Source organism: Arcticibacterium sp. SM2516, assembly GCF_057914865.1.
This window is the reverse complement of sequence record NZ_CP195290.1, coordinates 5094075-5107561: the sequence shown is the minus strand read 5'-3', so window position 1 is coordinate 5107561 and position 13487 is coordinate 5094075. Positions and strand designations below refer to the sequence as shown.

At 36.9% G+C, this 13487-nt stretch carries 10 protein-coding genes; 5 read left to right on the top strand and 5 right to left on the bottom strand.

Annotated features, from left to right (window positions below; all coding sequences use genetic code 11):
* Positions 1 to 4: 4 nt before the first annotated feature.
* Together ACSBFT_RS20965 and ACSBFT_RS20960 are read right to left on the bottom strand one after the other, a co-directional pair.
* Positions 5 to 3136: a SusC/RagA family TonB-linked outer membrane protein gene (locus ACSBFT_RS20965; protein WP_489602305.1), complete on the bottom strand. Its 3132-nt coding sequence runs from the start codon at positions 3134 to 3136 to the stop codon at positions 5 to 7.
* A 769-nt stretch (positions 3137 to 3905) separates the two neighbouring features.
* Entirely contained in the window at positions 3906 to 4439 is a 534-nt protein-coding gene (locus ACSBFT_RS20960; RefSeq protein WP_463046702.1) for an NADPH-dependent FMN reductase, read from the bottom strand.
* Positions 4440 to 4661: 222 nt separating this feature from the next.
* Here ACSBFT_RS20960 and fbaA point away from each other — a divergent pair, with 222 nt between their 5' ends.
* From fbaA to ffh, 5 genes are all read left to right on the top strand, one after another.
* On the top strand, positions 4662 to 5744 hold the full coding sequence (fbaA, locus tag ACSBFT_RS20955; RefSeq protein WP_463046701.1) for a class II fructose-bisphosphate aldolase: 1083 nt from the start codon (positions 4662 to 4664) through the stop codon (positions 5742 to 5744).
* A gap of 431 nt (positions 5745 to 6175) precedes the next feature.
* Positions 6176 to 6541: a T9SS type A sorting domain-containing protein gene (locus ACSBFT_RS20950; protein ID WP_489602304.1), complete on the top strand. Its 366-nt coding sequence runs from the start codon at positions 6176 to 6178 to the stop codon at positions 6539 to 6541.
* Positions 6542 to 7342: 801 nt separating this feature from the next.
* Positions 7343 to 7708, top strand: a complete 366-nt coding sequence (locus ACSBFT_RS20945) for a T9SS type A sorting domain-containing protein (RefSeq protein ID WP_489602303.1) — start codon at positions 7343 to 7345, stop codon at positions 7706 to 7708.
* A 944-nt stretch (positions 7709 to 8652) separates the two neighbouring features.
* A complete protein-coding gene (locus tag ACSBFT_RS20940) occupies positions 8653 to 9018 on the top strand; it encodes a T9SS type A sorting domain-containing protein (RefSeq protein WP_463046698.1) in 366 nt (121 codons plus the stop codon).
* A 162-nt stretch (positions 9019 to 9180) separates the two neighbouring features.
* On the top strand, positions 9181 to 10500 hold the full coding sequence (gene ffh / locus ACSBFT_RS20935) for a signal recognition particle protein (protein ID WP_463046697.1): 1320 nt from the start codon (positions 9181 to 9183) through the stop codon (positions 10498 to 10500).
* Positions 10501 to 10507: 7 nt separating this feature from the next.
* On the opposite strand, the gene ACSBFT_RS20930 is transcribed toward ffh, so the two are convergent.
* The 3 genes from ACSBFT_RS20930 to ACSBFT_RS20920 all read right to left on the bottom strand — a co-directional run bounded on the left by ACSBFT_RS20930 (position 10508) and on the right by ACSBFT_RS20920 (position 13399).
* Positions 10508 to 11416 (bottom strand): PE-PGRS family protein, encoded by a 909-nt coding sequence (locus ACSBFT_RS20930; RefSeq protein ID WP_463046696.1) that lies wholly within the window; start codon positions 11414 to 11416, stop codon positions 10508 to 10510.
* A 129-nt stretch (positions 11417 to 11545) separates the two neighbouring features.
* Entirely contained in the window at positions 11546 to 12670 is a 1125-nt protein-coding gene (locus ACSBFT_RS20925; protein WP_489602302.1) for a lactonase family protein, read from the bottom strand.
* A gap of 48 nt (positions 12671 to 12718) precedes the next feature.
* Positions 12719 to 13399 (bottom strand): GDSL-type esterase/lipase family protein, encoded by a 681-nt coding sequence (locus ACSBFT_RS20920; protein ID WP_489602301.1) that lies wholly within the window; start codon positions 13397 to 13399, stop codon positions 12719 to 12721.
* Positions 13400 to 13487 lie beyond the last annotated feature (88 nt).

Sequence of the window (13487 nt, the reverse complement as noted above, 5' to 3'; positions counted from 1 at the left end):
ATATTTAGAATTTGAAATTTAAATTGAATCCAATGCTACGGGTAGGCGGCAATCCTGGCCAAAAATCAAGCCCTACAGCATTATCTGATGAAACTAAAGCTTCTTCAGGATCCATATTCTCTGTCCATTTTTTGATTACCAAAACATTGTTAGCAATGGCACTTAAACGTAAACCTTTCACAAAACCGCTTTCGCTGAAAAGTTTGGTGGCATCATAGCTTAAAGTAAGCTGACGAAGCTTCCAGAATCCGGCATTTGAAACCCAGTCCTCATTGATCCCAAGTGGGTTGATAGCCTCATAGTAAGGTTGTACAGCCACTTGCGTTTTATTTACTTCTCCATTTTGGTTTACACCCTCTCCTATCACATATCCTACATCACGACCAGGCAAGGTACGTTTTGAAAGACCATGCCTTTGGAAGTTTGTATTACGACCGGCAATCATAGTGTGACCTAATTTAAAGTCGACTAAGGTTGATAAGGAAACGTTTTTATACGAGAATGTATTGGTAATACCTCCTACGTATTTTGGTAAGGCACTTCCTACATTTTGCATCACATTATTACGAAGTGGAAGTCCACTTTTTGCATCGAAAACTTGGTTCCCTTGGTCATCACGGAGATACATAAACGTATACAACTGACCAATTGGTTTACCCACTACTTGAGCTAGGTTACGACCACCGCCAGAAGCCACCGTTATAATGGTATCCGAATCTGTTAAGCCTAGTTTTAACACTTTCGAGGTATTATAGGCCATATTCGCATTTATATCCCAACGGAAATCTCCCTTAGCTACCGGTGAGAAGGTAAAAGCCATCTCAATACCTTCATTTTTACTACGTCCAACATTTATAAGCTTACTATTATAAGATGTTGCATTAGAAATTTGAGCCGCCAGAATTTGGTCTTCCGTAATCTTGTGATAGTAGGCAAAATCTAAACCAACTTTATTGAAAATCTTTAATTCTAAGCCTACTTCAGCTTCCTTAATACGTAATGGTTGAAGATTAGTATTTGGAACCACACCTGTATTTATGCCCCCAACTGGTACAGATAGCCCTGAAGGATTTGGAAACGGATTGTTTTCAACAGCATAGAATAGGGCATTGGAATAAGGGTTTACGTTATCAGAACCCACTTGAGCATATGCAGCTCTGAATTTACCAAAATTTAACCAAGCAGGTATATTATCAAAGGCTTGAGAGAACACAAAACTACTGGTGGCAGAAGGATAAAGAATACTTCTATTTGCTGGTGCCAAAGTAGAAAACCAATCATTTCGTGCCGTTACATTTAGGTATAAAAACTCGTTATATGAAATGGTTGCTGCACCAAAAACTGAATTGATTTTTTTCTCTGAAAGATTATAAAGTGGGTCTTTTATACGCCCATTCATAACCGTGTAAAGACCAGGCAAAACAAAATCCTGTACTGCTACTGAATTATAATCATTTCTAGCATATCGCTGATTACCACCCAAAGTAAGATCAACACCAATTTTACCGAAGGTGCGATCGGCACCAATAATTAAATCGACGTTACGCTCTAAATTTTGGCGAATGTCTTGAGTATAAGAGCCATTTACAAATCCAACTGGAGCTTTGGCAATAGGTGCATATCCGTTTGGTATATTGTATTCCTGATTACGGACATAAAAGTCTTCTGCAATTCTACCCTGTACATAAAGCCAATCGGTGAAATTATATTTAAGAGCAATATTTCCAAATATCCTGTTCCTATTTACATTTTCATATTTATGAGACATGGAATAATAAGGATTATTACGCACCAAGAAACGGGCAAATACAAATTCATCCCCATTGGGAAGCGTCTGGTTATCACGAAGGGCATCAAAGGGCATTGAATTGGCCAAAGTACCAATGACAGTTGCCACAGCTACATCTTGCGTATTAACTTGAGGTGGATTGGTGTTCTTTTCTAATGAATAGTTCACATTTCCACTGGCTACCAGTTTACTGGTTATGTTTTGATTGAATCCTAAATTAATAACCTTACGATCAAATTTATTGTTAGGCATTATCCCTTTATTAGCTGCATTAGATAATGATAAGCTAAAACCACCAGTGGCACCACTATTTGACACCGTTACTGTATTGTTAAGATTAGTACCTACATCATAAAACTGACGGATACGATTGTAAACCGGCTCATATGGGTAGGTTTTATTATCAAAAAGAGTTTGAGTCATTCCTGGCTCGAATTTTTCACCAAAACTCCACACGCCAGAAGTAGGGTTAGCAGTTGTAGGTCTTTTACCTCCTTCACCTTGACCATATTCATATTGATAGTCCGTAAAATCAAGTGGAGTGTCTGTCGTAAAATTGATGTTATAATCTACACCAAAACCTTTATTTCTACCACCCGATTTCGTTGTGATCATCACTACACCATCTTTAGCACGTGAACCATATAAAGCCGCCGCCGTCGCTCCTTTTAATACGGTCATACTTTCTATATCGTCTGGGTTTATGCTCGAAAGACCATCACCTCCATCTGAACTATTAGAAGACCTAGAACCAAAGTCTCCGCCTAAAGAATAGTTAGAGTTGTCCATAGGAACGCCATTGACAATAATCAGAGGATTATTTTGACCACTAAAAGAAGACTGGCCACGAATCCTGATTTTTGCAGTTCCTCCAGGGCCTGTACCCATAGTTGTAATATTCACCCCTGCCATTTTACCCTGCAAGCCAGACATAACATTCGGCTGACGGTTGATGGATATTTGGTCTGAATTTAAAGTAGCCGTAGCATAACCAAGCGTCTTAGCTTCCCTTTTTATTCCCAACGCAGTTACTACCACTTCTGAAAGACTAGTTTGCTCTTCTTCCAGATTTACATTAATAATGGAGGTGTTATTAACTTTTACAGCCTGAGTTAAATAACCAATAAAGGAAAATTTCAAAGTTCCACTTGAGGGAACATTAATGGAATATTTCCCATTCACATCTGTCATGGTACCTTGGGTACTGCCTTCTAAAATGACACTTACTCCTGGCAGGGCACCTGTCTCTCCTGAGACGGTTCCAGATACCGCTATGTTTTGTGCCAAGGCTACTGAGCCTGTTAGCAGAAACATAATTGCTAAATTTAAAAATAGTTTTTTCTTCATAGGTTTGAAATTTTAGATAGTTTAACTAAACGGAACCAAACAGATATCCTTTACCAAAACCACATGCTTAATCGTTTAAGCACATGCTCAAAAAAATATCTTTTGATTAAATACTTCTTTTATAAAGGTGGGCGGATAAATAACTTCCCCTTATTCATCTTTCCATGACAATGATAAGGGAAGGCTATTTTTTAAGGACAATTCAAAACTATGCTTAATCGATTAAACTGGCAAAACATTTTTAACTTTTATTTATAAAAAACACAAGTATAGTACCATTTAGTATCTCAAAGTGGATTATCAGAAGACGAAATTTAAATTCGAATTATCTAATATTATCTCCATTTAGTGCCATAATGCTAAAGTACGTTGGACATAATTATTACTGTTCACCTTAGAAATTCATAAAATCAAATAGTGTCCCAGCACAAGATGTTTGTTAGAAACTCGAGCTTACTCCATACCCAACTAACTCAGCATTAGCCTAATGACTATGCTACAACAGAAAAGTTCTAAATTTAAACTCGGATTATGCGTTGGGGAATCGTTATGAGTTTTAAAGTACAATAAATCAGACAATTAAAGGAAATTAGCATAGCGTTTACCCTGAGCTAATATCGAAGGGCTATGGTGATTAAGTTTAAATGGGTTTACGACTGAACTGAGCCTGAGAAAGTGAACTGATTTGTGTTACCCTGAGCTTGCCGATGGGAAGCATTTAGCTACGGTCCCGATAACAATCGGGAGATTTTCTAATGAATAAAGCGAGTTAAAACGCTATCAAACTTTGAATTTGTTTATCGATAAAACTGCCATAGGTCAAATTGGTTAAGGATCTACCATCAAAATGCTTATGAATTTCTCCTAATTTCACTCTCAAACCCAACACATGAGCACCCATATAGCTGAGTATGTCACTTAAGTGACTAAGCCCCACTGCATTTCCTAACACGCCATTAGACAAGCCCACCAATGCAATTTTTTTATCCTCAAAGGAGTCAGGGTATCTTAAACCGTCAATAAAGGTTTTTAAAACTCCAGGAAAAGAACCATTATACTCCGGTACTAACAGAAACGCCTTATCTACTTCATCCAACTTCTTTTGAAAAATATTATAAGCATCACTCTTCCCTTTATTTTCATATAATGCCGAAAAAGCAAAATCCTGAGGTAAGTCTAGCAGATTAATCATCACAGTTTCTTGCCCTGCTTTCTCCAGTTTCTCCTTATAATAAAGTGCCATCTCATAAGACATAGCCCCTGTTCTATTTGTACCTACTATAATCCCAATTTTCTCAGACATCTAAACTACTTTTCGGTTATTCTACAAAAACAAAGTTAAAAAAGTTAGGTTCAAATCCTTGGAAGTAACAGAACAACTGCAATACTCCCAAAAGCCAAAATATGCTACTTTTCTATACATATAGATACAAAAAGCTTACTTTTGAATAACTTTCCCATTCAAAAAGTGGGCTTCTTTTTAAGTTTAAAGAAATTCTAAACATAATACAAAAATAAAAAATTCATGAGTCAATCATTGATTAAACCGGGTGTTGTAACTGGTGAAGCACTAAATCAATTACTTCGTCATGCAAACGAAAATAATTACGCTCTTCCAGCAGTAAACGTGGTAGGTACTAACTCTATCAATGCTGTTCTTGAAACCGCTGCGGCCTTAAACTCTCCAGTTATCATTCAGTTTTCTAATGGTGGTGGCGTATTTTATGCAGGAAAAAGCTTATCAAACGCCGACCAGAAAGCTGCTATAGCTGGTTCTATTTCTGGTGCTATGCATGTTCATCAAATGGCGGAATACTATGGTGTACCTGTAGTATTACATACGGACCATTGTGCTAAAAAATTATTACCTTGGATTGACGGTCTTTTAGATGCAGGTGAAAAACATTTTGCACAAACTGGCAAGCCATTATTTAGCTCTCACATGATAGACCTTTCTGAGGAGTCATTAGAAGAGAACATGGAAATCTGTTCTGAGTATCTTAAAAGGATGGCAAAAATAGATATGACTCTTGAGATTGAACTTGGAATTACTGGTGGAGAAGAAGACGGTGTAGATAATTCTGATGTAGATAGCTCTAAATTATATACTCAACCTTCTGAAGTGGCTTATGTTTATGAAACATTAAAAGCTATTTCTCCTAACTTCACAGTAGCAGCTGCTTTTGGAAATGTTCATGGGGTTTACAAGCCAGGTAACGTTTCTCTTCAGCCTAAAATCCTTAAGAACTCTCAAGACTTTATTCAAGAGAAATTTAAAACTGGCCCACTTCCAGTGAATTTTGTATTTCACGGTGGTTCAGGTTCTTCTAGAGCAGAAATTAGAGAAGCTATAGATTATGGTGCTGTAAAAATGAATATCGATACAGATATGCAATGGAGCACTTGGGAAGGAATTTTGAAATACTATCAAAAGAACGAAGCCTATCTTCAAACTCAATTAGGAAATCCTGATGGAGACGATGTGCCAAACAAGAAGTTCTATGACCCACGTGTATGGCTTCGTAAAGGTGAAGAAAGCATGGTAGCTCGTTTGAAAGTTGCTTTTGAAGATCTTAACTGTATCAACAGAATAGAAGGTTTAGTTTAATCTCAATTAAGCTTCACATAATATTAGCTCCGTAAGTAATACTTACGGAGCTTTTTTATACATAAAAACCAAATATCCAATTAACCATTAAGATGTAAAAGTAACAATTTGAACAATTTCAACACGACTTTGGACTAAGTAGAAGCATTATCCAAGCACTTTCTTTAAATCATTTAAAACCAGTATATTACTGAATTGTTAATAGTCATTGTACTTTATAAAGTACTTGTATCAAAATATACATAACCATGGTACTTTTTAAAGATTATGGTAGGATTGTGTTATGAATCTTTCATTGACCATACCTAGCCTATTGCATCGTAAAGGCACATTTACCTAAGTTTGTAATGTCAAAGAGGCACAAAGTATGAGCCACTTGACTTGGTAACAAAACAAGAATTCACAATTCTTACAACACAAAAAGGAAAAATATGAAAAAGCTAATTTTAACCGCGGTCATGTTAATGGGATTATCAACCACAACTATCGCAGAAGCAAACGATCACATTTACACTGCAAATTTCTTTGAAACAGAATTAAGTGTAAAAGCTCTTAAAGGTCTTAAATTTAAAGTGACGGCTTTAAATGTAGAACAGAAGTCAGTTCTTGAAATTAAAGACACAAATGGCATTATTCTATATAAAGCTGTTGTCAATGATGCCGATTATGTAAAAGTATTTGACTTATCTACTTTACCTGACGGAAACTACAGCCTAGAATTATCAAAAGGAGCAGTAAAAACTGTGAAGTCCTTTGAAATCAAAACAGAAACAACAAGATCTGTATCTAATATCTAAAAATATTATTTCGCGTATTAATACAATACGTCAATTATCTGGCCTCTGCTTACAACTAAGCAGAGGCTTTTTTGTACACCTAGTTTTAAACCCGGTTTATGCCTTGGAGAATCGTAATGAGTAGCTAAAGTGGAATAAATCAGACATTTAAACAAAATTAGCATAGCAGTTTACCCTGAGCTTTTTGTCGAAGGGTTCTGGTGATTGAGTTTAAATGAGTTTACGAACCGATTTGAAGCAATTTAGCTACGGTCCCGATAGCTATCAGGACATTTTCTAATGCATAAAGCGGGTTAAAGCTAAACTAGGAAAATTAGTCTTCAACAGAAAGCTAAGGAAGCCGAAACACCACCACACACCAAAGAAAGCTGAGGCTCTCGAAGTTTTACAACTCCACACCACAGGAAGCTGAGGCACTCGAAGCTTCCAATTCTACCTAAGAAAACTGCATGACCCAAATCTCGGAATAATTCAATTTTTGTATTATTTGATAAGACATTTGGACACTTCAGAACGAACATCCTACCATAATCATCAAATCATTAAACATCAATATGTTACGCAATTGTTAACAAGCATTGTACTTTATAAAGTACTTATTGCAACCAGAGCACAATCGTAGTACTATTCAAAGAATACCGTAGGATTGTGATATGAACTTTCAACTTGACCCTTCTATGCTATTGCATCATTGACAGTATGTTAGCTACATTTGTATTGTCAAAAAGAAACAATGTAACAGTTTCAACATAAAGACAAAAACAAGAAAAAGGAATTACAAAACATTAAATTTATAAAACTATGAAAAAGCTAATTTTAACTGCAGCAATGATCATTGGACTATCAGCTGTAACTCTTGCAGAAGCAAACGATCACATTTTCTCTACAAACGTATTTGAAACAGAGTTGAGCCTAAAGGCTTTAAAAGGACTTAAATTCCAAGTAACTGCATCTAATGTTCAAGAAAAGTCAATACTTGAAATTAAAGATGCTAAGGGTGTAATACTTTATAAGGCTGCTGTAAAAGATGCCGATTATGTAAAAGTATTTGACTTATCTACTTTACCTGACGGAAACTACAGCCTAGAATTATCAAAAGGAGCAGTAAAAACTGTGAAGTCTTTTGAAATCAAAACAGAAACAACAAGAACTGTATCTAATATCTAAAAGTATTATTTCGCGTATTAATACAATACTTCAATTATCTGGCCTCTGCTTACAACTAAGCAGAGGCTTTTTTGTACTCCTAGTTTCAAACCCGGTTTATGCATTGGAGAATCGTAATGAGTAGCTAAAGTGGAATAAATCAGACTTTTAAACGAAATTAGCATAGCAGTTTACCCTGAGCTTTTTGTCGAAGGGTTCTGGTGATTGAGTTTAAATGGGTTTACGAACTAATTTGAAGCAATTTAGCTACGGTCCCGATAACAATCGGGAGATTTTCTAATACATAAAGCGGGTTAAAGCTAAACTAGAAAAATTAGTTTTTAACAGAAAGCTTGGGCTCTCGAAGCTTCACCACGTCAAACCAAAGAAAGCTGAGGCACTCGAAGCTTAACCACAACACACCAAAGGAAGCTGAGGAACTCGAAGCTTAACCACTACACACCTAAAAAGCTGAGGCTCTCGAAGCTTCACCACAACACACCAAAGGAAGCTGAGGAACTCGAAGCTTATCCACTACACACCAAAGAAAGCTGAGGCTCTGGAAAAAGGAAGCTGAGGAACTCGAAGCTTCCAATTCTACTTAAGAAAACAGCAGGGCCTAAATCTCGGAATAATTCAATTTTGTATTATTTGATAAGACATTTGGACACTTCAGAACGAACATCCTACCATAATCATCAAATCATTAAATGTCAATACATTATGCAATTGTCAACAAGCATTGTACTTTATAAAGTACTTATTGCAACCAGAGTACAAACGTAGTACTTTTCAAAGATTACCGTAGGATTGTGATATGAACTTTTAGCCTAACTCTACTATGCTATTGCATCATTGACAGTTAGTTACCTATATTTGTATTGTCAAAACGAAACAACGTAACAGTTTCAACACAAAGACAAAAACAAGAAAAAGAAATTACAAAACATTAAATTTATAAAACTATGAAAAAGCTAATTTTAACTGCAGCAATGATAATTGGACTATCAGCTGCAACTGTTGTAGAAGCAAACGATCACATTTTCACTTCAAACGTGTTTGAAACCGATTTAACTGTTAAAGCATTAAAAGGACTTAAGTTTAAAGTGACAGCCTTTAACTTAACTGAACTAGCTACCGTAGAACTTAAAGACAATTCTGGTGCTACACTTTACAAGTCTGAAGTAATTAACGGAGAATATGTGAAGGTACTTGACCTATCTTCTTTACCAGATGGCGACTACAGCATTGTACTTTCTAAAGGAAAAGATAAAACGGTTAAACCTTTCGAAATCAAAACAGAAACGACAAGATTAGTATCAAGTCTTTAAGCTGTAACAATACAATTTCAGGGTAGTCATTGAAAGTCTAGCCTAACAAAGCCTCTGCTTATTATAAGCGGAGGCTTTTTTATTTCTTTAGTACAAGGCAATTTGTTAAATTTGCATTCATTTTTTGCCCAAAAGGCAATGAACAAGAAACAGCTATAAATAATGTTTGAAAGTTTACAAGATAAGTTATCCGGTGCCTTTAAGACCTTAAAGGGTAAAGGCAGAATTACTGACGTCAATATTGCAGCCACTGTAAAAGAAATCCGTAGGGCTTTAATAGACGCCGATGTAAACTATAAAGTAGCTAAAGAAGTTACAGACAGAGTAAAACAAGAAGCTCTGAACCGTAAAGTAATGACGGCTGTGGAGCCAGGACAACTCTTCACTAAGATTGTTCAGGATGAACTAACCCAATTAATGGGTGGAACCGCTCAGAAGGTCAACATTACAGGTTCTCCTGCTGTTATACTTATTGCAGGTCTTCAAGGTTCTGGTAAGACCACATTTTCTGGAAAATTTGCCAGTTACCTAAAAAAGCAAGGTAAACAGGTATTACTAACTGCTGCCGATGTCTATCGTCCTGCTGCCGTAATGCAGTTACAAGTTTTAGGAGAACAAATAGGAGTAGATGTATACGCGGAACCTGACAATAAAAACCCTGTTGACATTGCCAGAAACGCTGTAAAAGAAGCTAAAGCGAAAGGAAAAAATATTGTCATTATTGATACTGCAGGTCGATTGGCCGTGGATGAAATAATGATGAACGAGGTGGCTGAAATCAAAAAAGCCATCAGCCCTACAGAAATCCTATTTGTGGTGGATTCCATGACAGGTCAGGATGCTGTTAATACAGCCAAAGCGTTTAACGACAGACTAGATTTTGACGGCGTAGTCCTTACTAAACTAGATGGTGACTCAAGAGGTGGTGCTGCCCTATCTGTGAAAGCAGTGGTAGATAAGCCTATCAAATTCATGAGTACTGGGGAAAAAATGGAAGACCTTGACATCTTTCACCCAGACAGGATGGCCAATAGAATCTTGGGCATGGGAGATGTTATCTCCTTAGTAGAAAGAGCTCAGCAGGCCTATGATGAGGAAGACGCTAAGAGGTTAAATAAGAAGATGAGGGAGAACAAGTTCGACCTTAACGATTTCTTAAGCCAACTACAGCAAATCAAGAAAATGGGGAACGTGAAAGACCTCATGGGAATGATTCCTGGAATGGGTAACGCCGTAAAAGATTTAGACATAAGCAACGACTCCTTCAAGCCTATAGAGGCCGTAATATGCTCTATGACACCTAAAGAAAGAGAAAACCCTGACATCATCAATGGATCCCGTAGAAAGCGTATAGCTAATGGTAGCGGAACATCCATTCAACAGGTCAATAACCTTCTAAAGCAATTTGACCAAATGAGAAAAATGATGAAGAAAATGAATAAACTTCAGGGGGCTGGTAGACTAGGAAAAATGTTCGGATAATTAATAATTACTCCGTTAGCTTTCTTTGATAGTAATATAGGTTAATAAAAGGCGTATTATTCCTTTCAGATAAGGTATAGTATCCTGAATCCTTTATATCAAAACAAATAGCTTCTCCCTGAGTCTCTACGTAATAAGGTGCTCCTACATCTCTGGATCTCGAAAGAGCCTGGTAGATGCTTTCGTTATCTCTAAGCCTCCAGTAAAAAATAGAATTATAATCTTTAATTAAAAGCTGCTTACCGTCTGAAGACATATCTGCAGCAGTTATAATAGAATGAGGAATCGTACCTAATAATTCGGCTACATTCTGAGACTCTGTACTATAAGGGTAAGTGAGTCTATAAACCCTAACACTAAATAGCTGCCTTTTAGAGATTAAATAGATATCTTTAGTTTTAGGATCTACAAACATCGCCTCCACGTCTATTGACACGCCATCCTGATATTTAAAAGATATGGTTTTTAGATCCAAATCCTTGTCATTAAGTGACTTAGGCTCTTTTAATCTATAAATCATATAGTCCTTATGAACATCAGCATTATCCCCTGTCTCGCTGATATAAAGGTAATTTTGCCCGTCTATAGGCCCTGGACCACTAGAAAGGTCTTCCCAGTCTCGGTTAAAAAGTGGTAACCTAACATCTCCTTTATATTCTCCCGAAGTAGAAAGCAAATGAACACCTGGAACCTCTAAGCCATCTTCAATAACCCAAAGATGCCCTGGCATAGAGCGAGAAATAGCTATCCCAGAAGCCTCATCAATAATTTTTGGGGCAACGGGGAAGATTGATGGTGTAGACAAAAATTGTGGAAGCGGCTCATCTTCTACGAGTGGGTCAATAGGATCCCCTTGAAAGAGAAAACACGATTGACACATCAAAACAAAAACTAACGCTACTAATATTCTACTCATCAAAACTCCCAGATATTTTCAGATTACTAACGACAAAACTATGCCATTAATGCATCATTAGTGGTATGATTTACCAGTTTGTTAGAAAAGTAGGTATTAAATCTTAATACTCGCTTTTTCAAGCCAATATCAGTCAACGAAAAGCAAACAAACAGGCATCGAAACTTTAATCTCTTTTCCGGAAGGAGAGATTTTTCCCGTGGCCGCATCCCTGTCGTAAATAACGATATTATCAGATTCTTGGTTGGCAACTAACACATATTTTCCAGAAGGAGAAATGGCAAAATTTCGAGGCATTTGCCCCAGCGTTGAGTGATGACTCACGGCCGTTAACTTCCCAGACTTAGCATCAATAGAGAAAACCGCAATACTATCATGGAATCTATTAGAAGCGTATAAAAACTTGCCGTCTGGAGAGATATGAATATCTGCGGAAGAGTTTTTACCCTCAAAATCAATAGGTAATGTGCTCACCTCTTCAATAGTCTCTAAACCCTTATCCGAATAATTAAAAGCAGTGACTTTACCCGTTAATTCTTGAACCACATAAGCATACCTACCATTAGGATGGAAAGTAAGGTGCCTTGGACCTGAACCTGCAGATACAGCTACAGAATTACCTTCTGTTAGCATACCAGTGCTATCATTCAGCCTATATGCCATGACTTTATCTATGCCCAAATCAGGCACAAAAAGATCTTTATTATTAGGAGAGACATTCACAGAATGTACATGTGGCTCTTTTTGCCTCCCTTTGTCTGGACCACTTCCTTTATGCACTATACTCTGTATTGGCTCACCAAGCCCACCATTTTCTAAAACAGGCAATACAGATAAAGAACCACTACTATAATTACCCGCAAAAACCCATTTTCCACTGTGATCAATACTTACATGGCAAGGATGAATTCCAGCTGATGAGACCATGTTTATTTTTGTCAAAGTAGAGTCACCCAAAGCTAAAGCCACCACACTACCTTTATCCGCTTCGCTTACAGTGTAAACAAATTTCTTGTCTGGAGAAAGGGCTAAAAAGGAGGGGTTATCTAAATCTTTGGCAACATCCACCAGTCTACTTTCTCCTGTTTCGGGATTAAATTTATAGACGTAGATACCTTCACTATCTCTGGAGGTATATGTACCTACCAAAAGCGTTATTTCTTCTATAGGTGTAGATTCCATTTCGTTTTCTTCTGTTTTTGGCTGACAAGATAATACTACACACAGAGCGGCTAAAAAAACTATATACTTCATTGTTTGGGTTAATTGAATAATGAATGTTTAAAACTTTATGGGACTAAACTATTTTAAAACCTTATCTAATTCTTTTTTAATTTCTACGGCCCATATGTCGTAACCATCTTGGTTTTGATGGAGCTTATCCCCTAAAAAAAGTTCATCTCTAGGAGTTCCTTCGGCATTTAAGTATGCCTGAACAGAATCAATAAAATAAAGATTTTCATGTTTCTCACAATAAGTCTTCATGGCAGCATTTAACTTTTGTGTTTCCGACCATACTTTCCATCTACTACTAGTTGGTGTAATGGCTATTTGAAATATCGGTGTTTCAGGATACTTTACCCTTACCGTATTGACCACTTCCTTAAATAAAGTCATCACCTCCCTCACACTCCTGTCATCGTCTCCTCCAGTGATGTCATTGGCCACAAAAATACATAATGCTTGAAATCTATGAGGATAAACTAGCCTCTTAGTAAAATGAACCAGGTCTGAAAAATGTGCTCCCCCATATCCTCTTCTAATAGGCTCATAAGGAGCCATATCGGATTGAATATTTTTCCATATCCTAATACTAGAGCTGCCAATAAAAAGAACGGCATCGTCAGAATAAGTCTCGGCATCGTCTTTATACTCCAGCATGGTTATCTCCTCTTCCCATCCCGCTGCAGTATGTGCATATTTTTTATAGGGCGAGCAGCCGAAAATTACCAAAGGGATAAAAAGTAATACGATTTTATTCATTTTAGATAGGTCTTAATTAGTAAGCAAGATACAAATCTTATGCACATCCTTATTATCCAAATAGCCGAGTGTTGCAATTCGTCTAGGC

What these genes read in the sequence shown, in the direction of transcription:
- ACSBFT_RS20965 (WP_489602305.1), bottom strand. Translation starts at nt 3,136, where the DNA reads ATGAAGAAAAAACTATTTTTAAATTTAGCAATTATGTTTCTGCTAACA.
- ACSBFT_RS20960 (WP_463046702.1), bottom strand. Translation starts at nt 4,439, where the DNA reads ATGTCTGAGAAAATTGGGATTATAGTAGGTACAAATAGAACAGGGGCT.
- fbaA (WP_463046701.1), top strand. Translation starts at nt 4,662, where the DNA reads ATGAGTCAATCATTGATTAAACCGGGTGTTGTAACTGGTGAAGCACTA.
- ACSBFT_RS20950 (WP_489602304.1), top strand. Translation starts at nt 6,176, where the DNA reads ATGAAAAAGCTAATTTTAACCGCGGTCATGTTAATGGGATTATCAACC.
- ACSBFT_RS20945 (WP_489602303.1), top strand. Translation starts at nt 7,343, where the DNA reads ATGAAAAAGCTAATTTTAACTGCAGCAATGATCATTGGACTATCAGCT.
- ACSBFT_RS20940 (WP_463046698.1), top strand. Translation starts at nt 8,653, where the DNA reads ATGAAAAAGCTAATTTTAACTGCAGCAATGATAATTGGACTATCAGCT.
- ffh (WP_463046697.1), top strand. Translation starts at nt 9,181, where the DNA reads ATGTTTGAAAGTTTACAAGATAAGTTATCCGGTGCCTTTAAGACCTTA.
- ACSBFT_RS20930 (WP_463046696.1), bottom strand. Translation starts at nt 11,416, where the DNA reads ATGAGTAGAATATTAGTAGCGTTAGTTTTTGTTTTGATGTGTCAATCG.
- ACSBFT_RS20925 (WP_489602302.1), bottom strand. Translation starts at nt 12,670, where the DNA reads ATGAAGTATATAGTTTTTTTAGCCGCTCTGTGTGTAGTATTATCTTGT.
- ACSBFT_RS20920 (WP_489602301.1), bottom strand. Translation starts at nt 13,399, where the DNA reads ATGAATAAAATCGTATTACTTTTTATCCCTTTGGTAATTTTCGGCTGC.